25 protein-coding genes are annotated in these 25,589 nt (G+C 59.5%); 11 read left to right on the plus strand and 14 right to left on the minus strand.

The window, feature by feature from the left end; translation table 11 throughout:
• Positions 1–104: 104 nt before the first annotated feature.
• The 6 genes from RPG13_RS20275 to RPG13_RS20300 all read right to left on the minus strand — a co-directional run bounded on the left by RPG13_RS20275 (position 105) and on the right by RPG13_RS20300 (position 4,821).
• The gene (locus tag RPG13_RS20275) at positions 105–509 is read right to left on the minus strand and encodes a hypothetical protein (RefSeq protein WP_095488655.1); all 405 of its coding nucleotides are present in this window, start codon (positions 507–509) and stop codon (positions 105–107) included.
• On the minus strand, positions 506–1,825 hold the full coding sequence (locus tag RPG13_RS20280) for a recombinase family protein (protein WP_095488671.1): 1,320 nt from the start codon (positions 1,823–1,825) through the stop codon (positions 506–508). The genes RPG13_RS20275 and RPG13_RS20280 overlap by 4 nt, the downstream gene beginning before the upstream one ends.
• A 2-nt stretch (positions 1,826–1,827) precedes the next feature.
• The gene (locus RPG13_RS20285; RefSeq protein WP_337125803.1) at positions 1,828–2,055 is read right to left on the minus strand and encodes a DUF2924 domain-containing protein; all 228 of its coding nucleotides are present in this window, start codon (positions 2,053–2,055) and stop codon (positions 1,828–1,830) included.
• Between the two features lie 107 nt (positions 2,056–2,162).
• Positions 2,163–2,672 carry a ferritin-like domain-containing protein gene (locus RPG13_RS20290; protein ID WP_337125804.1) on the minus strand — a complete coding sequence of 170 codons (510 nt, stop codon included), beginning with the start codon at positions 2,670–2,672 and terminating at the stop codon, positions 2,163–2,165.
• A 545-nt stretch (positions 2,673–3,217) separates the two neighbouring features.
• Entirely contained in the window at positions 3,218–3,394 is a 177-nt protein-coding gene (locus RPG13_RS20295; protein WP_023801603.1) for a hypothetical protein, read from the minus strand.
• Positions 3,395–3,897: 503 nt separating this feature from the next.
• Positions 3,898–4,821 carry a hypothetical protein gene (locus RPG13_RS20300; protein ID WP_095488658.1) on the minus strand — a complete coding sequence of 308 codons (924 nt, stop codon included), beginning with the start codon at positions 4,819–4,821 and terminating at the stop codon, positions 3,898–3,900.
• Between the two features lie 405 nt (positions 4,822–5,226).
• Between RPG13_RS20300 and RPG13_RS20305 the strand changes: the two genes are divergently transcribed.
• Positions 5,227–6,399, plus strand: a complete 1,173-nt coding sequence (locus tag RPG13_RS20305) for a glycosyltransferase (protein WP_127204568.1) — start codon at positions 5,227–5,229, stop codon at positions 6,397–6,399.
• A 2-nt stretch (positions 6,400–6,401) separates the two neighbouring features.
• Positions 6,402–7,571, plus strand: a complete 1,170-nt coding sequence (gene glf, locus RPG13_RS20310) for a UDP-galactopyranose mutase (protein ID WP_127204569.1) — start codon at positions 6,402–6,404, stop codon at positions 7,569–7,571.
• A gap of 24 nt (positions 7,572–7,595) precedes the next feature.
• On the opposite strand, the gene RPG13_RS20315 is transcribed toward glf, so the two are convergent.
• Together RPG13_RS20315 and RPG13_RS20320 are read right to left on the minus strand one after the other, a co-directional pair.
• A complete protein-coding gene (locus RPG13_RS20315) occupies positions 7,596–8,744 on the minus strand; it encodes a beta-glucosidase (protein WP_337125805.1) in 1,149 nt (382 codons plus the stop codon).
• 213 nt (positions 8,745–8,957) lie between these two features.
• A complete protein-coding gene (locus RPG13_RS20320; RefSeq protein WP_337125806.1) occupies positions 8,958–9,422 on the minus strand; it encodes a hypothetical protein in 465 nt (154 codons plus the stop codon).
• Between the two features lie 192 nt (positions 9,423–9,614).
• Between RPG13_RS20320 and RPG13_RS20325 the strand changes: the two genes are divergently transcribed.
• Positions 9,615–11,075: a hypothetical protein gene (locus RPG13_RS20325; protein ID WP_337125807.1), complete on the plus strand. Its 1,461-nt coding sequence runs from the start codon at positions 9,615–9,617 to the stop codon at positions 11,073–11,075.
• Between the two features lie 151 nt (positions 11,076–11,226).
• On the opposite strand, the gene RPG13_RS20330 is transcribed toward RPG13_RS20325, so the two are convergent.
• Positions 11,227–12,498 carry a YihY/virulence factor BrkB family protein gene (locus tag RPG13_RS20330; RefSeq protein WP_245458039.1) on the minus strand — a complete coding sequence of 424 codons (1,272 nt, stop codon included), beginning with the start codon at positions 12,496–12,498 and terminating at the stop codon, positions 11,227–11,229.
• A 935-nt stretch (positions 12,499–13,433) separates the two neighbouring features.
• Between RPG13_RS20330 and RPG13_RS20335 the strand changes: the two genes are divergently transcribed.
• From RPG13_RS20335 to RPG13_RS20355, 5 genes are all read left to right on the plus strand, one after another.
• A complete protein-coding gene (locus tag RPG13_RS20335) occupies positions 13,434–14,156 on the plus strand; it encodes a Crp/Fnr family transcriptional regulator (protein WP_095486763.1) in 723 nt (240 codons plus the stop codon).
• Between the two features lie 138 nt (positions 14,157–14,294).
• On the plus strand, positions 14,295–14,498 hold the full coding sequence (locus RPG13_RS20340; RefSeq protein ID WP_127204572.1) for a hypothetical protein: 204 nt from the start codon (positions 14,295–14,297) through the stop codon (positions 14,496–14,498).
• Positions 14,499–14,814: 316 nt separating this feature from the next.
• Complete coding sequence (locus tag RPG13_RS20345; protein ID WP_206072982.1) at positions 14,815–15,498, plus strand: hypothetical protein; 684 nt, start codon at positions 14,815–14,817, stop codon at positions 15,496–15,498.
• On the plus strand, positions 15,495–15,890 hold the full coding sequence (locus tag RPG13_RS20350; protein ID WP_095486764.1) for a phage holin family protein: 396 nt from the start codon (positions 15,495–15,497) through the stop codon (positions 15,888–15,890). The genes RPG13_RS20345 and RPG13_RS20350 overlap by 4 nt, the downstream gene beginning before the upstream one ends.
• Positions 15,887–16,765 carry a hypothetical protein gene (locus tag RPG13_RS20355; protein WP_095486765.1) on the plus strand — a complete coding sequence of 293 codons (879 nt, stop codon included), beginning with the start codon at positions 15,887–15,889 and terminating at the stop codon, positions 16,763–16,765. Before RPG13_RS20350 ends, RPG13_RS20355 begins: the two co-directional genes overlap by 4 nt.
• A 41-nt stretch (positions 16,766–16,806) precedes the next feature.
• On the opposite strand, the gene RPG13_RS20360 is transcribed toward RPG13_RS20355, so the two are convergent.
• Positions 16,807–17,025: a KTSC domain-containing protein gene (locus tag RPG13_RS20360; protein WP_095486909.1), complete on the minus strand. Its 219-nt coding sequence runs from the start codon at positions 17,023–17,025 to the stop codon at positions 16,807–16,809.
• A gap of 277 nt (positions 17,026–17,302) precedes the next feature.
• On the opposite strand from RPG13_RS20360, the gene RPG13_RS20365 reads away from it, so the two are divergent.
• Complete coding sequence (locus RPG13_RS20365; protein ID WP_292627050.1) at positions 17,303–17,725, plus strand: YidB family protein; 423 nt, start codon at positions 17,303–17,305, stop codon at positions 17,723–17,725.
• A 96-nt stretch (positions 17,726–17,821) separates the two neighbouring features.
• Here the strand turns inward: RPG13_RS20365 and RPG13_RS20370 are convergent, their stop codons facing one another.
• The 4 genes from RPG13_RS20370 to RPG13_RS20385 all read right to left on the minus strand — a co-directional run bounded on the left by RPG13_RS20370 (position 17,822) and on the right by RPG13_RS20385 (position 20,112).
• Positions 17,822–18,043 (minus strand): hypothetical protein, encoded by a 222-nt coding sequence (locus tag RPG13_RS20370; RefSeq protein ID WP_091591673.1) that lies wholly within the window; start codon positions 18,041–18,043, stop codon positions 17,822–17,824.
• 170 nt (positions 18,044–18,213) lie between these two features.
• The gene (locus tag RPG13_RS20375; RefSeq protein WP_128286099.1) at positions 18,214–18,408 is read right to left on the minus strand and encodes a hypothetical protein; all 195 of its coding nucleotides are present in this window, start codon (positions 18,406–18,408) and stop codon (positions 18,214–18,216) included.
• A gap of 227 nt (positions 18,409–18,635) precedes the next feature.
• Positions 18,636–19,262: a hypothetical protein gene (locus RPG13_RS20380; RefSeq protein WP_126106622.1), complete on the minus strand. Its 627-nt coding sequence runs from the start codon at positions 19,260–19,262 to the stop codon at positions 18,636–18,638.
• Between the two features lie 610 nt (positions 19,263–19,872).
• Positions 19,873–20,112 carry a hypothetical protein gene (locus tag RPG13_RS20385; protein ID WP_126106621.1) on the minus strand — a complete coding sequence of 80 codons (240 nt, stop codon included), beginning with the start codon at positions 20,110–20,112 and terminating at the stop codon, positions 19,873–19,875.
• Between the two features lie 462 nt (positions 20,113–20,574).
• On the opposite strand from RPG13_RS20385, the gene RPG13_RS20390 reads away from it, so the two are divergent.
• The gene (locus RPG13_RS20390; RefSeq protein WP_245467905.1) at positions 20,575–22,722 is read left to right on the plus strand and encodes a mechanosensitive ion channel family protein; all 2,148 of its coding nucleotides are present in this window, start codon (positions 20,575–20,577) and stop codon (positions 22,720–22,722) included.
• A 447-nt stretch (positions 22,723–23,169) separates the two neighbouring features.
• Positions 23,170–25,503 carry an arylsulfatase gene (locus RPG13_RS20395; protein WP_337125808.1) on the plus strand — a complete coding sequence of 778 codons (2,334 nt, stop codon included), beginning with the start codon at positions 23,170–23,172 and terminating at the stop codon, positions 25,501–25,503.
• Positions 25,504–25,589: the final 86 nt, after the last annotated feature.

Consider the following 25,589-nt stretch of genomic DNA (forward strand, 5'->3'; position numbering starts at 1 on the left):
GTCGGTTATGCCGCAACCGCGACGTCCAGAATGGTCGCAACAATGTCTGCTTTCAGGCAGTAGCAACGGTCACCTCAACGGCCGATATGGGGCGCAAAGCGGACCTAACATAGCAGCGCCCGTTGTGCGTGCCATTGCGCCGGTACCGGTTGAAGTAGATCAGCGGTGGTCATCGTGGCTGGTTGGTGCCCGTCGAGGACCGTCTCGACGATTGCCGGAGAAAGCAGCGTCAGTTGCAAGAGACGATTGACATATGAGGCGCTGATTTTCTCTACCTTGGCGATATCCTCCGCGCTCGCGTAGGCGCCCTGCTTCAGCATCTGCTGCCAGCGATAGGCGCGTGCGATCGCCTTGACGAGTGTATTGTCGACGCGTGGCCGAGCAGAGGCCCAACGCTCCTGGCCGACCGGCGCGACGATCAGCTTGCGCCCTCCCCGCTTGCGAAGCGTCAGCGGAACTTGGACGGTGATGATGTTGGTGTCGCTGCCGGTGTCGCTGTTGGTTATCATGTTGCGCTCGGGACATTTTGACGTTGAGCGAGATCGGCCGCAAGACCGACCAATCCCTCGGTGCGCAGGCGGATGGAAAGGCTGTCCATTGTCACGTCCACGCGTTCGACCAGCAACCGGACGATGCGTGCCTGCTCGGCGGGGAAGAGTTCATTCCAGAGCGGATCGAGTCCGAGCAGCGCCGCCCTCACCTCGTCTTCACTGATCTCGGCATCGTGTTCGCGCCCTGCTTTCCAGGTGGCGATGATGATCTCGGGAGCACGGAGGAGGACGCGCAACTGATCAATGACGGCTGCCTCGACCTCGGCCGCTGGCAGGCGCCCAACTGGGCATGCGCCAGTACCGTGCTTTAGCACCGATTGGCTAACATAGTAGCGGTAGAGCTTGCCTGCCTTGCGCGTATGGGTTGGCGACATCGCACATCCCGTCGGCCCAAATAGAAGACCCTTCAGCAGCGCCGGTGTCTGCGCGCGAGTGTTGGCTGCGCGTTTCCTCGATCCATCTGACAGGATAGCCTGCACCTTGGCCCAGAGGCCGCGGCTGATGATGGCCTGGTGTTCACCAGCATAGGAGGCACCCTTGTGCACGGCTTCGCCGACATAGACAGGGTTGTTGAGCAGCTTGTAGATTACGCCCTTGTCCAATGGACGGCCGCGACGGGTTAAAATCCCTTCGGCCGTCAAAATCCTGGAAAGGGTTGTTGCCGAGCCGGTCGAGATAAACCGCTCGAACACCATGCGGACATTTGCCGCCTCAGCCTCGTTGATGACCAGCTTGCGGTCCTTGATGTCGTAGCCGAGCGGCGCCCAGCCGCCCATCCACATGCCACGCTTTCGCGATGCGGCGAACTTGTCACGAATGCGCTCGCCAATCACCTCGCGTTCGAACTGCGCGAAGGAGAGGAGGATGTTGAGCGTCAACCTACCCATTGAGGTGGTGGTGTTAAAGCTCTGGGTCACCGAGACGAAGGTGACGTCGTTGGCATCAAAGGCTTCGACCAGCCGCGAGAAGTCCATGAGCGAGCGTGACAGGCGGTCGATCTTATAGACCACGACCACGTCGACCAGGCCCACGTCCATGTCGGTCAGCAGGCGCTTCAAGGCAGGGCGTTCCAGCGTCGCACCAGAGATCCCGCCATCATCGTAGTGATCGGGCACCAGAACCCAACCAAGGGCCTTCTGGCTGGCCACAAAGGCCTCACAGGCCTCGCGCTGCGCATCGAGCGAGTTGAACTCCATGTCGAGCCCCTCCTCGCTGGACTTGCGGGTGTAGACCGCGCAGCGCAGCTTGCGGACGATGGTCTTCGGGCCCGCCATGTTCATGACCGGCCCCTCGCCTTGCTGCAATGGTTCTTCAGGCCGAAAAACAGCCAGCCGTTCCAGCGCGTGCCGGTGATCGCGCGCGCGACTGAGGACAGCGACTGGTAAGGCCTGCCTTGCCATTCGTAGCCATCAGCAAGGACCGTCACGGTCTGCTCTACGCCCTGCCATTCACGCAGCAGTTGGGTGCCGGCAATTGGACGATCCTCACCGCGGCGGCGTCGCACCGCTACTTCGCCAGGCCGAGGCAGACGCCGCACTGGTTCTGTTTCGAGCACCGCGCCGAAGGGGAGCGGTTTCTGTAGGCAGCAATCAATCAGAATGTCCGCCTACGTCACCGTTTCGCGGCATCGGAATCCCGCTCCTCGCGTCTGAGGAATTCACTGGTGACGGTGCCGAGTTTGCTTTCCAGCCATTCAGCCATCGCCTCTTCCTCGCGCAGGTTTGCCTTGCACGCGCTTTGGGTCTCGGAATCGCCGACCTCGCCGGCTGCGGCGATGAGCATTTTGTAGCTTGCGATCTCCATATGCTCGAATGTGTAGCTGGCCAGCGATCCTTTCATCACCTCGTCGCCTGCGAACAGGCCGCTGATGCTCTGTCCCATGGCGATTAGCTTACCGCCGGCGTCTTTAAGCGTTGATGATCCTTCCCCCATGCGATCGAGGCATTGTTCGAGACGGTTTGCCTGTTGCCTCGTTTCTTCGAGGTGCAGCGTCATCCGGTCGCGTAGCTCGGGATAGTTTTCGAGACGCTCGATTTGGCCGCTCAACATCGTCTCGGCCTGTTCTTCCATGGCGTGAGCGTCGCGAAGCCACTGCGTCAGACGTTCCTTGGAGTCGGTCATGTCTGTCTCCGTTGGTCAGCATAATTTTACTGCCATCGCAACGCCGCCACAGACCGATAGTTCCGATCGCTCGATAGCTTGGTCCCCAACCGGGAACAAACACTCAACGACCGGCGTTTCTTGCACGAGGACCGGACTGCCGCTCTCCTCGGTCTGGGTGTGAAAGCCCGCTTTCTTTTGCACGTGCAGCGGGGCTCTCGAAGGCTTTCAAATGCCGCGCCCGCGTTTCAATCGCACCTGCCTCAGCCCTCACGATCTGGCTGTTTGTGAACGCGTCTTTGATCAGGTTTGCGCAGATGAATAAATCGACCTTTTTAGCCGGGATGTGGAAGTCTTAGCTGTGACGATTGTCGCGGTTTTCCGAAACATTAGTAACCGATGAGTGCAATTTGCTGGAGGCAGTCCGGTTGGGTTCGTGACGCGGCATTGGCCAAACATCGATAATGAAGGCCAACCAAGCGGCTGGCTTGTTTGCGACGACGGCTCGATGGAGTCGGCGGACTTCATCCACTTTGATGACGCTACGCTTTGAAAGCCAGGGCGTCTCACCTCTTCTTGGTCGCTGCCGATGCGTTCTGCCCAGCCTTCCCACTTGCTTTGGCATCCTTGGAATGCGCCGCCAAAGCGGGCCCGGCGCCGGTGTCTTTCTGCATGTTTCCGCTGCTCGATTTCGCAGGGTTTGCTGTTTTGAAACTCTTGAGCAGTTTGCTGAAGAAACCCATGGTCGCCTCCATTAAAGCACCGGTAGGCAGAAATGCCCCGCTACCTCCTTGGTTCCGCGGAATCTGATACTGTCGCATTCGACTTGGCCGAATTGCTGTTGATGCCCAGTGCAGCTTCTCAGAGGGACCATCGACACTGCGCAGAGCAAGGCAGAGTCTCACCAGCGAAGGGACTAGCGAAGGCTGGATGGCGCAGCGCCTTTACACTGGGCGCGATTTCGCGCAACGCTCAAAGCGGGCTATGAAGAGAGTGAGAATTCCCCGCTACCTTTCGGGCAGCGGGGTTCCTCGATCAGAGGCGGTTGAGGTCACGAGCCCGATCCCGCTCGATCTCGTCGGGAGTATAGTCTTCCGCCTCGGCGTCAAATCCTGTCCAACCGCCGGCCTCGTAGTCTCTGCGACGTTCGGCTAAGTCGACCGATCTGGATTGATTGAGGATCGCTCGGCACGCGGCAGCAACCCGATTACAAAGATGATTATCTGAAGTGGGCTGGTCGTCCCTGTTAGGCGACTCGTGAAAGGACTTGCTGATCCAGGTCGCACCTAGCCAGTCCGAAACGCCAGCGATGGTTCGTTGCCTCACGTCTGCTCTGGTAGAACAAAGTCAGTTTCCCGCCCTCGATCATCACCGTCGAATGGCCGTTCTCCCCAGGCTCACCAGGATCAAGCACAGGGCCGACCGACACGTAGGGACCCTGGACGTCGTCGGCGATGGCGAAGAATACGCGCTGACGACTTCCGCGCGGAACGTCGGGAAGGAAGCAGGTGGCGTTGAGAAGCACGCGACCGTCGGGCAATTCGACCAGTTGGGCGCCCTCGATCCCCCATTCGTAGTCCGGATGCTCGCGCGCATTGTGATGGGGAACGTCGAGATGGTCCAATATCTTGCCGAGACGTTTCCATGGCCCGAACCAGGAATCGGATTGGCTGCGCGCCAGATAGACGTCAGGCTGCGGCACCCTGGTGAATTTAGGCATGCCTGAATAGACGATGTAGCGCTTCCCGCCGATAATCGCCGGATGGGGATCGTAGATACCGTCCTCATCGGTGTCCGGCAGGGACAATATCGCCGGATTCAGCACCACCCAGTTGAAGCCATCATTGGAAACCGCATGCTCGCAACGTCCCCCCGACTTCATGAATTCGGTCTGGATAAACATATGGAAGACGCCGCATTCATGAATGACGCCGGGCGCCGCTATGCCCGATCCAGTTACCGCCAAGTCGAGCGCCTCATGCTCGGTCCACGGCCCATAAAGGTCCGGAGCCGTGGCATGTAGTATATTCCAGCTCTCGGTCGTGACAGTGCCGCTGGAACCGAAGACGTGCCAAAGCGCGCCGTCGAACACCGGACAGGGATCCTTCAGATCATCCACGGACTGCGGGTGAAACAACGGAAAGACGTTGGTTTCAAAGTTGAACTTCATTCCTTGCGGCTCTCTCACGGTGGCTGCCCTCTTCGGCCATCTGTGGCGACCAAAACGAATCATGCGCGGCTCATTAACTCTTATACCTGCGCTCATGAATGGTGGTTGAACGATTGAGCGGATTTCAGCCGTTCTGTGGCAATGCGCCACATTTGGCGAGATCTGAAGCTGCAAGGGCCTCCGCCTTGGCCGAGGCGACATGTTCTTCAGGTGTTGGTAGCAGCGCCGCTTCTCTTCGAACAATTACGCAAGTGGCCGGCTCGGCGGCTACAGCCAATCAAAATCCGTGGAACAACTTACTCAAATGAAAGTTAGATGTGCGGATGAAGGCTTCATCAGGAGCGTGCTTCGATTAACATATGTTAATCTGGAGAATTACAGGCTATAACTAAAGAGGCTTGTTACATGAAAATAGCGGGTGGCAAAAAAAATAAATCAATTACCCCCATAAAATCGTCTATTATACTTTGCTTTTCTCACCTCAGGTGGGATTTCGTACACCAACGCCCGCAGCATATTCTGACGCGCGCCTCAAAACAGCAGCAGCTAATTTACTTTGAGGAGCCGATCTACGAGGAAATACGCTATCCTTCGATGCGGGTGAACGCTCGATCTGCAATGATCACAATCGTAACCCCGGTTCTTCCGGCCGGCATTTCCGCAACAAAGGCGGACGCTATCCAGCGCAGATTCGTCGACCAGATCGTCAACTCAACTCCGCATGACCGGCTGACTATATGGTACTACACGCCCATGGCGCTGCGTTTCAGTGACCATATAGCCTGCGATGTATGCGTCTACGACTGCATGGATGAACTCTCCGCCTTCAAGAACGCACCGGCAGAGTTGACGCAGATGGAAAAAGCGCTGTTCCAGCGCGCTGATGTCGTGTTCACGGGCGGGCAGAGTCTGTACGAGGCCAAGCGAAGCCTCCATAAGTCGATCTTTCCCTTCCCAAGCAGCATCGACGTTGCGCATTTTCACAAAGCAAGAGAGCCCGGCGATGACCCTGTAGACCAGGCAGACATACCTCACCCGAGAGTGGGCTTCTTCGGCGTGATCGACGAACGGCTCGACGTTGAAATGATCGCACAGGCGGCTGCGGCAATGCCCGAAGTGCATTTCGTCATGCTCGGCCCGGTGGTCAAGATCGACCCGCTAAGCCTGCCGCGCGCAAGTAACTTGCATTGGCTGGGTGCCAAGCCCTACGCCGACCTGCCTGGCTATCTCAGGCACTGGAGCGCCGGCTGGATGCCCTTCGCGCTCAATGAGGCGACACGCTATATCAGCCCGACCAAAACTCCTGAGTTCCTGGCCGCCGGACTGCCGGTGGTCTCCACGGCGATTGTGGACGTCGTGCGCACCTATGGTGCCGAAGGCCTGGTCGACATTGTTGACGCCGAAGACATCGAAACCAAGCTTCGGTGCCTTCTGTCACGTCCCCGGAATTTCCTGTTGAAGGAAGTCGATGCCTACCTCGCTAACATGTCCTGGGAACGAACGTGGGACGCAATGGCTGCCCATATTCAGCGCGCCTATGCAATGAAAAGCATTGTGCCTTTGCGCCGGGGAGCCTGACCATGTTCGATTGGTTGATTGTCGGCGCCGGCTTCGCTGGCAGCGTGCTCGCCGAACGCATCGCATCGCAACGGCAGGAAAGCGTCCTGCTCATCGACCGGCGAAATCACATCGGCGGCAACGCTTATGACTGTTACGATGAAGCGGGGATTCTGGTCCACCGCTATGGGCCGCATATATTCCACACCAACGCCCGATCGATCATCGACCACCTCTCGCAGTTCACCGAATGGAGGCCTTACGAACATCGCGTACTGTCTTCGGTCGACGGAAAACTGCTGCCGATACCGATCAACCTCGACACGATCAATCGCCTGTACGGTCTTGAATTGACGCCCGAGCAGTTGGAGGAGTTCTTCGCATCCCGGCGAGAAACGGTCGAGGAGGTCCGGACCGCCGAAGACGTGGTTGTGAGCACCGTTGGCAGGGAACTCTACGAAAAATTCTTTCGCGGCTACACAAGGAAGCAGTGGGGCATCGATCCGGCCCAACTAAGCAAGTCCGTGACTGCGCGGGTTCCTACCCGAACCAACCGCGATGATCGCTACTTTGGCGACACTTTCCAGAATATGCCGGCTGGCGGGTATACTCGCATGTTCCAGCGCATGCTGGACAACCCGAGGATCAAGATCATGCTGCAGACCGACTATCGCGAAATTCGCGACACGATCCCCTTTCAGCGGCTGATCTACACCGGGCCGATTGATGAATATTTCGATTGGAGCCTTGGTCGTCTGCCTTATCGGTCACTGCGGTTCGAGCACGTGACGCTTGATTGCGAGCAGTTTCAGCCGGTCGCCGTTGTCAATTATCCGCAGACGGAAAACTATACCCGCATTACCGAGTACAAGCATCTGACCGGTCAGCAGAGCCCGAAGACCAGCCTGACTTACGAATATCCAACCGATATCGGCGATCCCTATTACCCGGTGCCGCGGGCGGAAAACGAGGCGCTGTACAAACGCTATGAAGCACTGGCAGCGGCGTGCCCGGACGTGTGGTTCGTCGGGCGCCTGGCCACGTACCGCTACTACAATATGGATCAGGTTGTCGGTCAGGCTTTGGCGACGTTTGCGCGCATTCAACAGAGCCTGCCGGCAAACGGCACCGTGCAGATGCTTACGCAGCGGACGACGCTCGGCCAACATTCGGAGCAGTTCCCCACCTACTGACGTGGCCCGCTCCTTCTGCGACCGCTACGAAACACCTGCCGCGAACAATCTGCGCTGGCGAGCCAATTCATCGGCAACCGGCTGGCGAAGACTGCGCGAACCGTCGGCATGAATCGTGGAGAACAAGCCGACTTCCGCGTGGCGCGAATTGTCCCAGCCGGGATACGCGGTCACCGGGTACAGACATATACCCTGAACCGGGGCATCACGGCTCATTGCGTCACGGACCTCATCGCAAACATAATGGAGCCATGCCGGCCGGCCTGATCCTTCAGCGCCTGTCTCGGCGATGAACATGGGCTTTCTGTAGCGCTCTGCGACTTCAACCAACATGTCGGAAAGCGCCCGATATTCGTGGTGGCCCATCGGTATCGTTGGCCCGTGAAAGTACCATTGATTGTGCGGATAAAAGTTAAGTCCGATGACGTCGACACAGTCGTCGCTGCCGCCCAATTCGGGCTCGGCACGTCCCGTCAGCATGTCATAGGCTTCAAACTGGCCCTGACGAACATTTTCCGCGCGCCGCTGCTCGGCACGACTACGGTCGCGGGGCGCCACATGGATTAGCGGTTCAGCCCATATGAACCGGCAATCAGGTTCGGCATCGCGCATCGCCTTGGCGCCGGCAACCGCTGCCCTCACCAGCTGTCGCTTGAACCATCCCCGCTTCTTCGGCCCCACGCGTGGGAAATAGCCGACCTCTATCGCCCATGCGAAAAATGAGATCTCATTGATCGGGCACACCAGGGGAGCTACTCCCGTGACGGAGCGGTGGACCCGGACAGCTTCAGCGGCGAAGCGAACATAGGCCTCTATAAAATCTGGGGCGCCTTGGTCTACGTGATCTGGTGAGCCATAGTGGAAGATATCCCAGACGACCTGCACCCCCGCCGCGTGGGCTGCTTCGATCATTGAGATCCAACCCGACCAGTCGAAGACTCCGGGCGCAGTTTCAATCAGGTGCCAGCGCAAGCCGTCGCGGATCGTATGAAGCCCAAGGGCAGCACAACTGCGATAGTCGGCGAGAGCGTGTTTATCGTGTGCGGTCGCGCGAATCAAATCAAGGCGCACTCCGTCGCCGCGCCGATGCGATGAACATTCGAAGCCAGCCATGAAGAAGCTGGCAAACGCGGACGGGCATTCGCCTGGCGGACGTGCCGGCTCGTTGCTCATACGTGCGACCCGTCGGCCAAGGCTCGCGCCAGAGCTCCCACTAGGCCATCGGCTATTGCTAGGCGATCGACCATTGCCAGTTTCGACCCCCACCACAATTTCATTCGGGCCGCCATCACGTCGCCTCTGAGTGGTACGGGTGCAAGCGTCGAATGTTGACCAAGCGAACGCGAGCGGGGCGGAGTCCAGGTGTTGCCGGTGAGCAGGGCGACCTCAGGATGACAGACTGGGGCTCTGAAGCCGAGCCTCGTTGATCGTCGTCGCGCTGCATAGTCCCTCCCAATGGAATGCGAGGAAGGAGAAGATCGCAAGCACGACAACGATAAAACCGATGAGATGGCGCAATCTCCCCCACATCGCGTACCGAACTTGCCTGCGAGCGTGAGGTTCCCCTTCGGCTGAGATATTTCTGGTTCGGCGGGCGACCCGCCCAACTTGGCATTCCTGCTCTTTGTCGACGAAGCGGCGCAGTACATCCGTGTCGGTACGATCAATGGGATCGCCCCGCGGCGGTGTTCCGGCCGTCGAGATGAGACGATCGAAAGCCCCGACTTCGTCGAACAGCCATGCAATTTCCGCCTCCTTCGTCACGTCGGCGGCGAGGGTTCTGACACGACGATCTGCACCTGGCGTGCGTTCTGCGGCCTGCAACTTCTCTGGTGACAGACCGACGATCATCTGGGACGGAGTCGACATTGCGATACGCTACGGCGCGCGCGGTTATGAGGGGGCGGCGTCGGAGCTCCTGCCGAGGAGGGCGTCTCTCCAGTCTGCAGTCCGGAGTTGCTGTACGGAGAACATCCGCTGCCCGGCGAAACATTTTGCCATCGCGGCAGTTATACTGCTCTGCGGACGAAATTCGAGCATGCCTTGAACGATATTAGATTGGCGATACCGCTGGTCGGCGAAGTGGAAGACTCTGCGCCGAGATCGGCTGCGGGCCTGCCTTGGATCAAGGTGGCCGGTTCCTATTTCGTCACCGAGAACGGCCAGTCATGGACGCCGATTGGGCAGAACGATGCGGTAAGCTGGCCCGAACTCAATGGCCTGTTCCGGCGCGCCGATATGGCCGGCGTGGAAAGCCATCTCCGTTGGCTGAAGGAAAGCGGTGTCACCTGCCTCAGGCTGATGCTGGAATATGCCCAGGTTCGCCACCGCTACTTCGAGAAGCCGCAGGGCCGCTTCGTGCCGGCTATGGTGCAATTGTGGGACGACCTCTTTCGTCTTTGCGAAAGACAGGGCTTAAGAATCCTGCTCACCCCCTTTGATACGTTCTGGCAGTGGCTCCACTGGCGCCACCACCCCTACAACCGCAATAACGGAGGCGTGCTGGACCACCCGTCGCGATTCCTGATCTGCGCCGAGACGCGCCGCGCGATCAAGGCCCGGCTGGAATTCGTGGTTCGCAGATGGAGCGGCAGCGGAGCCCTCTTCGCATGGGACCTCTGGAACGAGATCCATCCCGAGCAGTCTCAGGGCAACGCGGATGGATTCGGCGCCTTCATCCATGATCTCAGCGATTTTGTGCGCCGGCTGGAAACGTCACTTTACGGCCGCTCTCACCCGCAGACCGTCTCGCTGTTCGGACCTGAGCTTCGCTGGCGGCCCCACATGCCGTTGCCGGGGCCGATCTTCCGCCACCCAGACCTCGACTTCGCCTCTCTCCATCTCTACGAGGAGGGCACAATCGACGACCCCAGCGACACGGTAGCGCCGGCGCTCGGCATGGCGCGGATCGTGGGAAAGGCGCTTGGCGAAATCCGTGACGGCCGCCCTTTTCTCGATTCCGAGCACGGCCCGATCCACTCGTTCAAGGACAAGAAGATCACGCTCCCCGAACCTTTCGACGATGAATATTTCCGCCATTTGCAATGGGCTCACCTGGCGGCGGGGGGCGCCGGTGGCGGCATGCGGTGGCCGAACCGCACCCCGCACGTGCTCACCCCCGGCATGCGGCGGGCGCAGCGTTCGCTGGCCGATTTCCTGCCTTTGATCGACTGGGTTTCGTTCCGGCGTGCCCATCTCGGCGACCAGATGCGGGTTTCCGGTCCCGACGGCGCGGCTGTCGCCTGCGGCGACGATTCCCAGGCAGTGGTCTGGCTGGTTCGCCGCGACACGATCGGGCGAAACGGTATGCTTCGTGCCGGCGCTGTGCCGGTTCCGGCCGCCTTGGAGCTGCCCGGGTTGGCTCGCGGCACCTATCGCGTCATCGCCTGGGATACCAACGCCGGCAGGCAAACAGCGGAATGGCAAGCGAATTCGGACGGCTGGCTGAAGCTTGATGTGCCGCCGTTCTCCGCCGATGTCGCGCTTGCCATCCGCGGGGTCTGAGCAGGATGGGGACTGCGCCTGAAGGTATTCATACGCTCGCGATCTGACTTGCCATAGCCCGTGATGAGCCGTCCTTGCAAACTCGTCGCCAATGCTGATGTCAGTGATTGCGCCAAGCGAAGTTGCGCGGAGATTCCAAGTGATCTGCGCGCTAAGTGTTGTGCTCGCCCGAACGCGACTGCTGGTCGGCGGCATCGGCCGATCCGCCCAGCGTGTCGGCGACCGTGGCACCTCGCGCACCCATCGGCTGCTGCGCACCTGTGGTGGTGTCCTTGGCGGTCTGATGCTCCATCTCGGCATTCAGCTCCGCGCCCACAATCAGGACAATCACGGAGATCCAGGTCCACATCATCAAGCCGATGACTGCCCCCAGGGCTCCATACGTCGCGTTGTAGTCGGCGAAGTTTTCAAGGTAATAGGAGAATCCTATCGAGACTGCGATCCAGACCACAGCCGCGAGGAAGGCGCCCCATGTTGCCCATTGCCACTTTGCCCTTTCGCGGCTGGGGCCGTAGCGATAGATCAGCATAAGCCCGAGGCCGACCATGATCAGCATCATCGGCCACCGAAAGATCCGCACAAGGGCTTCGGTCCAGCCGCCGAGGTTCAGCAGCGCAAGCATGGCCGGCACGATCCCCACCGAGACGATAAACCCAACACCGATGAGGATGGCGCCAAGTGTGAAGCCCAAGGCCAGGAGATTCAGATGGATAAAGCCGCGCTTTTCACTCTCCTCGTAGGCGATGTTCATGGCTTCGAATAGCGTCTTGATGCCGTTGCTGGCGCTCCACAGTGCGACGGCAAGGCCGAAGATGAAGCCGAAGCTGAGCGCGCCAGTGTCCTGGGCGGCCAAGGACCTAAGCTGTGATCTGATAACGTCCAAACCGCCCGAAGGAAGTACGCCGCCAAGGAACGAAATGTGCTCAGCGATGGTCTGAGGATCGGCGACAAAACCGTAGATGGACACGAACGCGGCGAGCGCGGGAAAGAGGGCAAGGAGCAGATAGAATGCGGCCCCGGCCGCGATCAGCATAACACGGTCCTCCTTTACTTCAGCAAAGACCCGCCACAGCACGTCTTTCCAGCCACGGCTGGGAATCTGTGACGGCCATTCGGCATTGCGTCCGCGGCCCTCCCGTTCGGCCCGCCGCTCAAGTTGCACTTGGTTTTCGTAAGCGTCGTCGGTTGTTTTCTTCGACATTCTGCCGGCCCGGAGCATCTTCTTCGCGGGGCAAACGTGTAATAGCGCCAAAGGATGCAGGTGCAGACCTGCGCTCACAAATAAACATCCGCCGACTGCAGAAACACTACGCCATTCCCATGCGACGAGTTGATTTAATAGCAACACTGCCCTGCCCACGACCCTCAATGGCTTGTTCGAGCGACCAATGAGAATACGCCAGCTCTCCAGCATGTCGGCCATTCGCGGCAGTCGGCTGACTGCGTTTTAACTTAGCGCGGCCGGCCGGCGCGGATTATGGCATGGGCGATCGCGAGCTGCGCCTCTCTCGGCGCGTCCAGCCGGCCTCTAGCATGCAATCGACCATCGCTTGAAAGCCAGGCTCCATCGCCTCCTGACAGTTGAAGCTGGGCGACATCGCGGACCCTGCACATGGCTAATTACCCGAACTCACCCCAGGCAATTACTCGTGCAGACGCAACTCAAAACTTGCGGCTCATAACGATCTGCGAGCGGTAGCTGTCGAACTTGGCCTCGTGAATCCAGTCGTCACCTTGGGGCGGCTTGGCTACCAGGTAGGCATCGGCGGAATGAACTTGAGCCGGCCGGCGCGGCACTCACAGGTTTGCCCACCTGATCGAGTCTGGGTCGGCGGTATATATTAGCTAGACGGAACATAACGTGATTCTAATGGAAGGCGGCAACAAATGTTGCTGATCCGCGTTGCGCTTGATCTGAAGGCCAGCCAGGGAGGAAATCAAAATGGCCGACGACAAGTGCAATAGAGGTTCTGGGGCGGAAACGCGTCGCGGGTGACGAAAAATATGAGTTCTGCTATTTCGCCACTAAGTTCGGCCTCTCAATACCGCAGGATCCGCGACCTTTTGGCAAGCACGGTAATGGTCGCGAGACCCTGTGTCGGGAGGCTGGGAGGCTCGGAACGCCGTGACTCAAAAAAAGAACGATTCTCGAACAATGACCAACCTTTCACAACTAGGGCCGCCCATTACAGGCAAGCTACATAGCGAAGAGGTCGAGCATGAGAGCGATCATTTCTATCTGGGTTCGAGAGGCGGCAAAGTTGTAGATGCTCGGGACCTGCGGCAGGTCATCTGGCACGACCAGCCGAGGCACGAGTCGCTGGAACTCAATTCCTGATCTAGTCAAAAGGGGCCGCGATGTTCGGCAAAGACCTCTTGGTTCGCATGCTCGACCGCCGCGACACCCTGCCGCCAGACGAGATCGCGCTTATTGAGGCTCTTCCGGTCCGGCCGGTAACTTTCAGACCCGATGAAGAGGTCGTCAGGGAGGGTTCCCGCCCGGCCGAAAGCTGTCTTGTCGCGAATGGTTTCGCAGTTCGAAACCAGGCTATTCGGGATAAGCGTCAAATAACGGCAATTCACGTGCCGGGAGACTTTGTCGATCTGCATAGTTTACTGCTAAAAGTGATGGATCACAGCGTGAGCGCCCTGGGCTCGTGCGATGTAGTTTTCATTCGACACAAAGACCTGCTCGCAGCAATGGGTGAAAGTCCACATCTCACCCGGATGCTCTGGCTTTCAACCACTATCGATGCCTCGATCCAACGAACTTGGATAACCTGCCTCGGGCGTCGCTCCGCCAAACAGCATCTCGCACATGTAATTTGCGAGTTGTATGTCCGCTTAGAAATAGTTGGATTGGCCTCTGACCAGACGTTCGCGATTCCACTGACGCAAGCGGAATTGGGCGACGTGCTTGGGTTATCAGCAGTTCACGTGAATCGGACGCTACAGGAACTTCGAGCGAACGACCTGCTTAGCTGGAAAGACAGGAGGATTGTTATCCTGGATTTCCAGCGATTGGCGTTGCTGGCCGACTTTGATGCGACCTACCTAAATCTCTTTCATGAACCGCGGTGACCGCCTCGGCCGGGACGCGCCAGCGCGCCAATGCGGCATCAAGATTTCTTGCCAATTAAACAATGTGAATGAGCCCTCGCTCCGGATCGATTACTGCTTGGTTCAATAGGCACAGATGACGACCAAGAAGGATTGCACATGCGTGACCTCGAAAACCTCATCGAACAGTATGTAAATATTCGGAGGCGGCGCCATAGTTTCATATCGACGGGGCTCGCCGTTAAGGCGCTCAAACAGATTGTTCCGGCATGTTCGATCTCTGATTCCGACCTAGCGAACATGATTGCTGACCGTGCAATAGACTACAACCTTCCGGTGCGCTTTGATCTTAATGCGAGCTAGGCGTGGTGCTTCATTATACTAGCCTGACCATAAGCGCTTGAAGCACATGCGCAGAGGCGCGGACCAATGTCCGCACGGCCGCCTGGGTCCGCGTCTTGGCACACCGCGTGTGCGAACTTCCCAAAGAAAGTTCACCAAGCTCACCGGTTAGTGCGATGTTGCTAATTTAGCTTGAAGTGATGGAACCTGTTTGCCGCAGGCAAGTTCGTTAGGCAGTGGAGGAGATTGCCACCATGAACAGTGTCATTTATCTCATCGGCCTTGTCGTTGTCGTGCTTGCGATCCTCTCCTTCCTCGGATTCCATTAGGAGATACCATGCAGCGCGAAGACGATCAGGGCCGTAAGCCGGCCGATTTCGAAACAGCCAAAAGCGAACTGTCCGAACGGTTCCAGCAGGAAACGCAGACCGCGACAGAGGCGCTACATGACGCTCGCGATGAACTCACCAGGAAGGCGGGCGATTACGCTTCGGAAGCGAAGCAGGAATTATTCAACAAGGCCGAGGGAACACAGCGCGATATCAGCTCCAACCTAAAAGCTTTTAGCGGAGCGTTGCGAGCGGCAAGCGAGCATCTGGCCAATAATGATCAACGGACCGCTTCGAAGCTCACCCTTGATGCCGCCGGCGGACTTGAACGCCTTTCATCCTCGTTGAAGGACAAACCATTCGAAGATGTTCTTGGCGAGATGCGGTCGTTCGGCCGCGAAAACTCAGGGGCGCTGATCGCCGGTTCAGTATTGGCAGGCTTGGCGCTGGGACGGTTTATCAAGAGCTCGCCGCCCACTGCCCCGACCGAAACACAGACACGATCGCAAACAGGCGGGGGTTCAGAAACGGTTTCGAACTCGGATGAGAACGGAACGCGGTCGGCAGACGCATCTGAAGCGACGCCGCCCCGTTTCAACCAGCCAAGAGACGACAGGGCCGGCGATGACTTGGCCGGCGACGACTTGGCCGGCGACGACTGGGCTGGCGCAAGCCTGGAGCAGAACCCATGACCAACAATCAGGAAAGTCGCGGCCTCGCAACCCTCGTCAGCGATCTGGCACAGCAGGTCACAACCCTGCTTCAAACCGAAAGTAGGCTGTTGCGGGCCGAAATTTCGGAAAAAATTAGCAAGGCCGGCGCAGGCGCCGCCGAGGTTCTGGGCGGCGCGATATGCCTTCTCGCGGCCTTGATAGTGCTTTTGCAAGCACTCGTAATCGCCCTGGCGAGTGCCGGCTTGGGAGCGGGATGGTCCTCGCTGCTGGTCGGGATCGTCGTCGCGATACTGGGAATCATTCTCTTGCGCTCTGGCACGAAAAGCATGGCTCCTTCCGAGCTGACGCCCGATCGCACACAAGACCAACTCAAGCGCGACGCGCGCGTGATCAAGGATCAAATCAGATGAGCGACAAATCCGCAGCCGAGCTTGAACGCGATGCCGACATCGCCCGGGCGAAAGTAGCAGACACCGCCGATTCGATCCGCAGCAAGATGACACCGGGTCAATTGATCGACGAATTTACCGGAATGTTCGCCGGCGAAGGATCCGCCATGCTTGGCAACCTCAAGTCGCAAGTCAGGGACAACCCGTTGCCGCTGACGTTGATTGGAGCCGGCCTGGCCTGGCTGATGCTCGGCAACGGCACGTCAGCGTCTAGTTCAGCTGCCGCCGCTTATCGGACAGGAACGGCTCCTGACGCTTTCTCCGACCTGCGCGGCGATGAATTCAGCCAGGGCAACGAAGGGTCCGGAATCGGGGCGATGATCTCCGATACCGCCGGTTCGGTTACATCAGCTGCAAGCGGCGCGGCCGAAGCTGCAACAAATGCTGTGACGGGTGCCAAGGAGAGGATGACAACAACCGCCGGCCAGCTCGGCTCAAGCGCCAGCGAGATAGCGGCTCGGACGCGCCAATCGGCACAGGACCTCTTCGAGCGCGAACCGCTGGCTATCGCCGCAGTCGGCCTTGCGCTGGGCACTGCTATCGGGGTGATGCTGCCCCACACAGCCACAGAGGACGAGCAACTTGGCGCCTACCGCGACAAAATTCGCGACAGTGCGGAGGAGGTTCTCGAAACGGGCCTGGAGCAAGCAAAGCAAGTTGCCGCCGAGGCCTACGAAACGGTCAAGGAAGAGGCCGACCGGCAAGGCTCGGGTGGAGATGCCGAAACGCTAGCAGGCAAGGTCGGCAAAGTTCTGGAATCGACCGCAAAGCGAACCGAGGAAGCCATTCGCGATCGTTTGCCGGGGTCGTCGGACGAGTCTTCTACCACCTCATAGCGTCGCCACCAGCCTGAATGACGGGCGTGGTCCATAGGACGTCATCCGGCATCATCGCCGGTCGCAACCACACGATACCGGAAGTGATTGCGGATGTGGTCGTTGAAATAGCGGCCCTTGGCAAAGGCGGCTTTGAACGCGGCGAAGGTATCCGGCGGCACTTCCTCAAATTGGTAGCATTTACCGCTGGCCACGAACCACACCGAAAGGACTTTGCGCTCCGGATCGTATTCCGTTTTGCGTATCGAGGTGGACGGCATGACGGCGGCTCGATCAAAGGCATTCAACGATCGGAGAACCCGTCGAGTTCCTCGTTGGGAGGATTGGCGCAAGCTCAAGCGCGCGAACCGATCGAGACGATTGGCATCACGGATCGTCCATCAGTCTGCGCGGGGCGCGCGTGCTGGAGTCCCGCCAGAAGCCGACCGCGAAGCCGCAATCGCTCGGCTCACCGAACGGTAAATCAGCCCAGTAGCAATACAGTGGAACCTTTCAAAGCCGCATGCCTTGTCCCTTCTTCATGGAAGGAGATCCGAAATGAGCCTTGACATAGGAAAAGTCGCCATAGCCTTGCTTGGCCTGCTTGCCTACAAGAACAGGGACAAGATCGGCGAGTTAATCGCCGGTAGGAACTCGACAGATCCCAAAAGCGCTGGCTCCCCCGGCGGGCTCGGCGATATCCTGGACCGCCTCCGGAATGCGGGGGCGGGTGATCAAGTTGATTCTTGGGTCGGTACAGGATCAAATCGCCCCGTTCAGCGCGACCAGCTCGAGAAAGCGATCGACCCGCAAACGTTGAGCGATCTCGCTGAGCAAACCGGATTGTCCCGCGACGAACTTCTCGACCGGCTCACAAGAGAACTGCCCGACGCGGTGGACAAGCTTACTCCCGACGGCCAGATGCCTGTGAGCAATGGTCCGAATCTCCTCGACGAGGTACCAGAACCTAGTCGCACCTAGCGCGAAAAACGCCCGCGCCCCCAGGGAGAGGTCGCGGGCTGATCGGAGGGGAGACCATACCCCCCGGCTGCCCTTCATGTCGACGGGCCGGATGGTTCAACCCGTGCGAACTCCGTCAGCGCTGGTGGGATCGATCTTCGTCAACCGCGATCTGGCCTCAATTACGCGCTGTTGCGCAGCCCGTATCCTGCTGCACAGCGCGATATTGATGCCGACACCGCAGTCATCATCCAGCATCTCGTTCGCACGTTCAAGGGAGCGCTCGGCCCGATTAAGCCGCTGTCGGGCTCGCGCCAGTTCCATATCTAAAAGTTCCATTATTCCGATTCCATTGCGGTCCCTTCGATTGGTAAACCGCTCGTGGTCGCCGTTGGTTCCGGCTGTTCGCGAGCGTGCAGCCCAGACGTTGATGTGGTTGGCACAGTTCTGGAGCGAGAGTGGTGGCGCCGGTGGCCTGAAGGTCGCGACGAATGAAACGCCGGCCCAGTTCAACCCGCGCGACGTCCTTCAAAGCTGGGGGGATCGATCTTCACCAAGCGGTCTGCGGCCTCGACCGCAGTTCGTAGCCTGTTGCGCAGCGCGAGGTTCTCGGCCAGCATTTCTTCAGTGCGTTGAAGCGCGAGCTCGGTCCGGTGGATGCGCTGCCTGGCATTGGCAACTTCCGATGTCAAAATGTCGACCACTGTCCCGTGGCCCTGGGATTCCAAAGTGTCCATGGATTTCTAACACATGGGGGCCGATATCGTTCCCTAGCCAGTGACAAGTGCACTTCGGCCTGCTTCGCCGGCCGCTGCGATTGCGGGGCGATCGGCAACGACGTCCTGCAGAAGAGCCGGACGTTCACATCCCCCTCATGATGAAGGACAGCGCTCCTTCGCAACCGGCGAGTAGCATCGCGACTAGTTCCCAGTTAATCCGGTAGATCATCGATCGTCTGCCGACATATCCGCGCCATTGCCTGGACAACCGCCAAGGCTGCCATTGTGCGTTTGGTCCTGCCTCCGTTGCGATAGTTGCCGTTCCGCTTGCCTTCAGGTGCGCCACCGCCCGCACCATGCATGCGACAGACTACGCTGCCCCTCACCGCTGGCGGCCGACACTGGCAACCTGTCCGCTTCGATCGAGCATGACACCGAGGCGCTAGGTTCATGAGGTTGACGTTATTTTTTTCCGTCACCCTGCCCCCATGCGAGACGTTGCCGACAATAGCTTGGCCGCCTTCGTTCACCGTGACGTGCTTCACCGTGACGTGCTGCTGGCCGCCCGTGCGGTATTTCTTTAGGGCTTCCACCTGGGCCGCGAATGTCCTGGTGAGCTTGTTGAAAGCACGTTCGGCGCTGTCTTGCTGCGGGATAGTTTCGCAGTGAGCAAGGCGGCGGGCGAACGTCATTGTCGCCATACGCACCGCAGCCATCTGCGATGCCAGCATAGCTTCGATCTGATCCTGCGGTTCAATGCCTTTCACAATCGAGGCAACGAAGGCCGTGCCCTTATCGTCTGGCGTTTTACCGTGGCTGCCGACACACGCATGGCCCACAAATCCAGCTCGGTTCAGATAGGAGTAACTAAGAGGCTGCCGCGATACAAGGACAGTGTTTCAACAATTGCGGTTCGTACGCAATTAAGCCCAGACACGTATCGGGCAGCAAGTCTTCAGCCGCCCACACAACAGGAAGCAAACAATGAAAACTCGATACATGACCCAATAACTCCGCGTGACAGCCTGGTGCCAGGTCAGCTTGTCGATATGGCCCCACGGGGCATCGGGCCAATCAGGCTGGCCGAAGAACATCTGGACGATGGCATAAACACGCTGTTAACGTCGTTGGCAGCTGACAGGATGTCGGCCACAGTACGAAAGTGTACTGTGCCGCCCGATGTCAGTCGAGGAGGCGGAAATGAATTTGCTTCGGACGGCGCTTTTTTGCACGGCCTTGATCGCCTTGGCAATGCCGGCCGTTCGCGCAGAGGATCAGCCTGTTCCGCCAAACGGCGAAGCAGCGCCTGAGCAGCCGCCAGTTCATTGCGAGGGGCAAAACTGCCTCCCACCAGCCGACGACCCTGTCGAGGAATGCAAGGGGCAAGATTGCACGCCGGCTCCGCCGGTTGACCCAGGTCCGCAGATTGAACAGGTCGACTGAACAGCATCAGCCGAACACCCCGACTACGAAGGTGATCGCGGATCCGTGGAGAAGGTTGGATTTCAGGTCCTCTCCCTCCGCCAGAGCGCCGCCGGCCGGAGGCGTCCAGGTCGGCCATTCCGCCATGCGGCCGACGCGCACGATTCCGGCCCATCGTGGCTGACCATGCGGCTTGCGTGGCTGAAGATTTGCGGAACGCTGGAAACGCGGTTTTGCAGCAGTGGCCTTCTTTTCATCGACCAGCAAGAAGTGCTTCCGTCCTCGCGTCGGGACTGAGATCGAATGCGACGGAGTTCTCATCCTCGTCACCTTCCGACTTGTCGCGCTCAGGTGACGTTGAGACATAGCCTCTCTGCGCGGAAGGTAACTTACTGTATTGGAGAATTCGAAAGTCAGTCCTCGATGTGAACCCCGCTTTTTCAGCAAGCCACGCAAGTAGCTCGACGTCCGTCGAAGCAGGTATCCTCACCGAACCTGTTCTCGGCTGTTCTTCACCAGATCGAGCGCATTTTTGTGCAGCTAGGCAGGCTCGCGATCATCCTCGATCTTGCTTCCTGCTTCGCCAGAAACGTCCCTGGCAATCACGTGGTAGATCGGATCGCACAGAACCGGCGATCTTTTGATCGACATAGCTGCCTTACCCAGCCGACCACGTAACTTACATTCCCCCACTGCCCTCCCCGCGGTAACCTCAAGCGGGAGAGCGACATGAGAGCGATCAGGACATCCCGGGTAAAGTCGCCATTTTTGGCGGCATGCTTCATGGCGGCGCTGGCGTTGGTGTGGTTGGCAGCAATGAGCAGCGCCTCGATGGCGCAGGCGCAGCAAAACTCGACGGTTTCGGCGGCCGATGAAAAATTTCAGACGTTCATCAGGATGCTTGATGATCCCGATATCCGCGCGCGGCTGGAGGCCGTAGCCGCGCCACCGGCGGCGGAAAGTCCGGGCGCGCGGGCCGCCTCGCAGATCACCGTGTGGGAAAGCACCATTCGCCATCATCTCACGGCAATGCGCAGCGCGTTTCCGCGCATCCCGGGCGAGGCCGCGAAGGCCGTCCAGATCGTAAGGACGGAGATCAACAACCACGGATTCGCGACGGTCCTTCTTCTTTTCGGGTCGCTGCTCGCATTGGGCTTCGGGGCGGAATGGCTGTTCAGGCGCGCGATAGGTGGAGTGAAGCAATCCGCCACGGCAGCCGAGCGTGAAGAGCGCGGCGCCGTTAATTGGCTGTCGGAACTTGCGCCGCTTGTTGTGTTCACCCTCGTCAGCGCCGGGGTTTTCCTGGCGTTCGAATGGCCGGCGCTGCTGCGCCTCGCTGTCATGACGTATTTGGTCGCCTTCATCGTTGTCCGCGCGGTGATGGCACTCGCCAGAATACTGCTCGCCCCGACCGCTGGAGCCGTTTCGGCAGAACAGGGAACACCCCTCAGGCTGATCCAGGCGAGCGATGCCGAAGCGCATTTCTGGTACCGGCGGGTGGCGATCTTCGCCGGCTATCTGATGGCCGGCGAGGCGACCGTCAGCCTGCTTCCTGCCTTGGGCTTCTCGCAGGACGTGAAAAGCTTGATCACCTATTTGCTGGGGATCGGACTGCTGGTCCTGGCCGTCGAAATGGTCTGGCGTCGTCCGGGCCGTTCGGCCACGACACAGGGCATAAGCCCCAAGGAGTGGCTGCTCACTATTTACCTGGTTGTCCTGTGGGGGTTTTGGGTCGCCGGCCTCACCGGCCTTTTGTGGCTCAGCATCTATGCCCTGTTGCTGCCGAGAGCATTGTCCATTGCCGGTCAGGCAGCGCTGAAGCTCGCGGAGGGGCGAGATGGTCTGACCTCAGCCAGTCCGATCCGGACCGTGCTGATCGTTCGAGGGGTTCGTTCGCTGGTGATCCTGCTGGCGGTTTTGTGGCTAGGCCTGGTATGGAGCCTGAACCCAAGCGTGTTGGCCGAAGGTAACACCGCCATACCCCGGATCGTGCGCGGCCTGCTGCATGGTGTCGTTATCCTGCTGGTCGCCGACCTCATCTGGCAGTTGGCGAAGGCCCATATCGGCCGGACACTGGAACTGGCCGCGGTCGACGATACAGTCAGCGCTGACGAGGTGGCACGGCGAAGCCGGCTGAGGACCTTGCTGCCGATCTTCCGCAACATGCTTGCCGTCCTGGTCGGCGTCGTGGCTGTTCTCACGGTGCTGTCGGGGCTTGGCGTGCACATTGCGCCGCTCATCGCCGGCGCAGGTATATTCGGGGTTGCCATCGGTTTCGGCTCGCAGACCCTGGTCAAGGATGTGTTGAGCGGCGTCTTCTTCATGCTCGACGATGCGTTCCGGGTCGGCGAGTACATCCAGAGCGGCAGCTACAAGGGAACCGTCGAATCCTTCAGCCTGCGCTCGGTCAAGCTGCGCCATCACCGCGGCCCGGTGTTCACGGTTCCGTTCGGGGACCTCGGCGCGGTGCAGAACATGAGCCGCGACTGGGTCATCGACAAGTTCCTGATCCGCGTGCCGTTCGACACGGATGTCAAAAAGGTGAAGAAGCTGCTGAACGTCATCGGGGCGGAGCTGCTCCAGGACCCCGAACTGGCGCCGCAGATCATCGAGACCGTGAAGATGAAGGGTGTCGAGCAGTTCGGCGACTTCGGCATGGAACTGAGCTTCGCCTTCATGGCCAAGCCCGGTCACCAGTCCGTCGTCAGGCGAAGCGCCTACACCATGATCCAGCAGGCCTTCGCGGAAAACGGCATCAATTTTGCCCAGCCGACGGTCCAGGTCGGCAGCGACGAGAAACAGGCCGCCGCGGCCGCGGCCAACGTGATTTCGCTTGCCCAGCAGAGGGCCGTACAGGCCGCACAGGGTGGTGAATAGGAAGCGGCGATCATCAGACGGCGCTTGGTATTTGGAGTAATGGCAGTGTCCGAAGCGATGCATCCCTTAGCACCCCCGCGCGATCGAGATCGCCAGGTTGGCGGGCTCGACCGGCGCCAGGTCAGGCGCAGGTTCGAGGAGTGCTTCAGTGCGTCCCGCATGGTCGATGACTACGAGGCGATCTACGCATCGGTTGCTGCAGGCATGTGCGAACCCAAGACGCCCCGCGGATCGTGACGCGGTAGTCCAATAGCTAATTTGCCCCTTAGGCGGGAGAAGCAGCATGACAAGCAGTAGACGATCATTCGTACGACAAGCGCTGGCGCGCGGCATTGCCGCGGCCTCGTCGACGGGCTCTTCGCATTCTTCGCGGTGCTGCTCCGAGCGCTCTGACGCGGAGGCAAAGATCTGGGCGGGATTACAACCGACTGACAACGGGAGAAGATCATGACCAAGAAACCATTCAACGGCGTCATCAAGCTCGATGTTCGTGATTCCAAACCGGATTGGGGGCCATTCACGCTGCCCAGGGCGCCGGAAGGTTCCCCGAATGTTCTAATCGTCCTCTACGACGACACCGGTCTCGCGGCTTGGTCGCCCTTTGGAGGCGGCATCAACATGCCGACGCTCCAGAAGCTTGCCGACAACGGCCTGATGTATTCGCAGTGGCACACGACGGCGCTCTGCTCGCCGACCCGCTCGACATTCCTAACTGGGCGCAACCACCACCTCAACGGATGCTCCTGCATCACGGAAGGAGCGCAGGGCTTTCCAGGGTGGAGCGGCCGCCTCCCGGCGGAATGCGCGACGATCGGCCAGGTCCTTCAGGATGCCGGCTGGAGCACCTATTGGCTGGGCAAGAACCACAACGTGCCTGAGCAGGATATCGCGTCCGGCGCGAGTCGCTCCGAATGGCCGTTGCAGAAGGGCTTCGACCGCTACTACGGCTTCATCGGCGGCGAAACCAACCAGTGGTACCCTGACCTCATCGAGGACAACAAGTTCATCGACCAACCCTATGGACCCGAAGACGGCTATCACCTGTCCAAGGATCTGGTCGACCACGCATTGCATATGATCCGCGACCAGAAGGCCTCGAACCCGTCGAAGCCGTGGTTCATGTGGCTCTGCCCCGGCGCCAACCACGCGCCGCACCATGCGCCCGAGGAGTACATCGACAAATACAAGGGCAAGTTCGACGAAGGCTACGAGGCCTATCGGGAATGGGTGCTGCCGCGCATGATCGCGAAGGGCCTTTTACCCAAGGACACCAAGCTCACGCCGATCAACCCGCTGCCGGCCGACGTGGCCAATCCGGGCGACGCCGTGCGCCCGTGGGACTCGCTCAATGCCGAGGAGAAGAAGCTGTTCGCCCGCATGATGGAAGTCTATGCCGGTTTCTCGGAATACACGGACGCGCAGGTCGGCAGGCTGATCGACTATCTCGAGCAGAGCGGCCAGCTGGAGAACACGATCGTCTTCTACTGCTCCGACAATGGCGCCTCGGGCGAAGGCAGCCCAAGTGGCTCGGTCAATGAAAACAAGTTCTTCAACGGCTATCCAGACGAGTTGTCGGAGAACCTCAAGTATCTCAAGGTGCTGGGCAGCACCGACACATATGGCCATTATCCGACAGGTTGGGCAGCAGCAACGTCGACTCCATTCCAGATGTTCAAGCGCTACTCGGAATATGCCGGCGGCACCTGCTGCCCGATGGTGATCTCCTGGCCGAAGGGCATCAAAGCCAAGGGAGAGGTGCGCAACCAGTATCACCACTCGACCGATATCGTACCGACAATCCTAGACGTTTGCGGACTGGAGATGCCCAAGACCTACCGGGGCGTCGAGCAGTACCCGCTCTCCGGCGTCTCGATGCGCTACAGCTTCAGCGCCGAGCCCGACGGCAAGACGACGAAAAAACGCCAGTACTACGCCATGCTCGGGACCCGCGGCATGTGGGAGGACGGCTGGAAGGCCGCTGCCCTTCACGTGCCACTGACCGGCAAGGGTCATTTCGACAAGGACGAATGGGAACTCTACCACGTCGACGCGGACCGCTCCGAATCGACCAACCTTGCAAAGAAGCATCCCGAGAAACTCAAGGCGCTCATTGAAACCTGGTTCGACGAGGCCGAGAAGAACAAGGTGCTTCCGCTCGACGACCGCAGCGCCACTGAGTTGCTCAACGTCGAGCGGCCGACGGAGGAACCTCCGCGCGAGCGCTACATCTACTATACCGGGACGTCGCCGGTGCCGGAGGGTGTCGCTGTCAACGTCCGTGGCCGATCCTACAAGATCGTCGCCGACGTCGAGATCGTCGACAAGGATTGTTCTGGCGTCATCTTCGCCCACGGCTCGCGCTTCGGCGGCCATGCGCTCTTCGTCAAGGACAGGAAGCTCCACTACGTCTACAATTTCCTCGGCATCAAGCCGGAGCAGGCGTTCGTGTCGGAGAGCGAGCTCAAGCCGGGCAAGTACACGCTCGGAATGGAGTTCATCCGCGACAAAGCCGGCAAGCACGGGGAGTCGCTCGGCAAGACGACGCTCTATGTCAATGAGAAGATCGAGGCGCAGGGTGACATGCGTACCCAACCCGGCAAGTTCACTCTGTCGGGGGATGGGCTCTGCGTCGGACGGGACAGCGGCGATGCGGTCAGCGAAGACTACAAGACCCCGGGGGAGTTCAAGGGAGGCAGTATCCTGTTCGTCGGCGTCACTGTCGAAAAGGGCCAGTACCTCGATCTGGAGAAGCTGGCGGCAGCGGCCTTCGCCGTCGACTGACGTTGACCGCGGGAAGGGAGGCCGAAGGAACCGTCCGGCGGCCTCTCCCTGCGCCTTCCGAGCCGATGAGATCGCGGGAGAAGGTC

The sequence above is a fragment of the Mesorhizobium sp. ISC15 genome (assembly GCF_037162615.1).
In the GTDB taxonomy this organism is placed as follows: Bacteria; Pseudomonadota; Alphaproteobacteria; order Rhizobiales; family Rhizobiaceae; genus Mesorhizobium; species Mesorhizobium mediterraneum.

What these genes read in the sequence shown, in the direction of transcription:
- RPG13_RS20275 (WP_095488655.1), bottom strand. Translation starts at nt 509, where the DNA reads ATGATAACCAACAGCGACACCGGCAGCGACACCAACATCATCACCGTC.
- RPG13_RS20280 (WP_095488671.1), bottom strand. Translation starts at nt 1,825, where the DNA reads ATGGCGGGCCCGAAGACCATCGTCCGCAAGCTGCGCTGCGCGGTCTAC.
- RPG13_RS20290 (WP_337125804.1), bottom strand. Translation starts at nt 2,672, where the DNA reads ATGACCGACTCCAAGGAACGTCTGACGCAGTGGCTTCGCGACGCTCAC.
- RPG13_RS20295 (WP_023801603.1), bottom strand. Translation starts at nt 3,394, where the DNA reads ATGGGTTTCTTCAGCAAACTGCTCAAGAGTTTCAAAACAGCAAACCCT.
- RPG13_RS20300 (WP_095488658.1), bottom strand. Translation starts at nt 4,821, where the DNA reads ATGAAGTTCAACTTTGAAACCAACGTCTTTCCGTTGTTTCACCCGCAG.
- RPG13_RS20305 (WP_127204568.1), top strand. Translation starts at nt 5,227, where the DNA reads ATGAAAATAGCGGGTGGCAAAAAAAATAAATCAATTACCCCCATAAAA.
- glf (WP_127204569.1), top strand. Translation starts at nt 6,402, where the DNA reads ATGTTCGATTGGTTGATTGTCGGCGCCGGCTTCGCTGGCAGCGTGCTC.
- RPG13_RS20315 (WP_337125805.1), bottom strand. Translation starts at nt 8,744, where the DNA reads ATGAGCAACGAGCCGGCACGTCCGCCAGGCGAATGCCCGTCCGCGTTT.
- RPG13_RS20320 (WP_337125806.1), bottom strand. Translation starts at nt 9,422, where the DNA reads ATGATCGTCGGTCTGTCACCAGAGAAGTTGCAGGCCGCAGAACGCACG.
- RPG13_RS20330 (WP_245458039.1), bottom strand. Translation starts at nt 12,498, where the DNA reads ATGGCCGACATGCTGGAGAGCTGGCGTATTCTCATTGGTCGCTCGAAC.
- RPG13_RS20335 (WP_095486763.1), top strand. Translation starts at nt 13,434, where the DNA reads ATGTTCGGCAAAGACCTCTTGGTTCGCATGCTCGACCGCCGCGACACC.
- RPG13_RS20340 (WP_127204572.1), top strand. Translation starts at nt 14,295, where the DNA reads ATGCGTGACCTCGAAAACCTCATCGAACAGTATGTAAATATTCGGAGG.
- RPG13_RS20345 (WP_206072982.1), top strand. Translation starts at nt 14,815, where the DNA reads ATGCAGCGCGAAGACGATCAGGGCCGTAAGCCGGCCGATTTCGAAACA.
- RPG13_RS20350 (WP_095486764.1), top strand. Translation starts at nt 15,495, where the DNA reads ATGACCAACAATCAGGAAAGTCGCGGCCTCGCAACCCTCGTCAGCGAT.
- RPG13_RS20355 (WP_095486765.1), top strand. Translation starts at nt 15,887, where the DNA reads ATGAGCGACAAATCCGCAGCCGAGCTTGAACGCGATGCCGACATCGCC.
- RPG13_RS20360 (WP_095486909.1), bottom strand. Translation starts at nt 17,025, where the DNA reads ATGCCGTCCACCTCGATACGCAAAACGGAATACGATCCGGAGCGCAAA.
- RPG13_RS20365 (WP_292627050.1), top strand. Translation starts at nt 17,303, where the DNA reads ATGAGCCTTGACATAGGAAAAGTCGCCATAGCCTTGCTTGGCCTGCTT.
- RPG13_RS20370 (WP_091591673.1), bottom strand. Translation starts at nt 18,043, where the DNA reads ATGGAACTTTTAGATATGGAACTGGCGCGAGCCCGACAGCGGCTTAAT.
- RPG13_RS20390 (WP_245467905.1), top strand. Translation starts at nt 20,575, where the DNA reads ATGAGAGCGATCAGGACATCCCGGGTAAAGTCGCCATTTTTGGCGGCA.
- RPG13_RS20395 (WP_337125808.1), top strand. Translation starts at nt 23,170, where the DNA reads ATGACCAAGAAACCATTCAACGGCGTCATCAAGCTCGATGTTCGTGAT.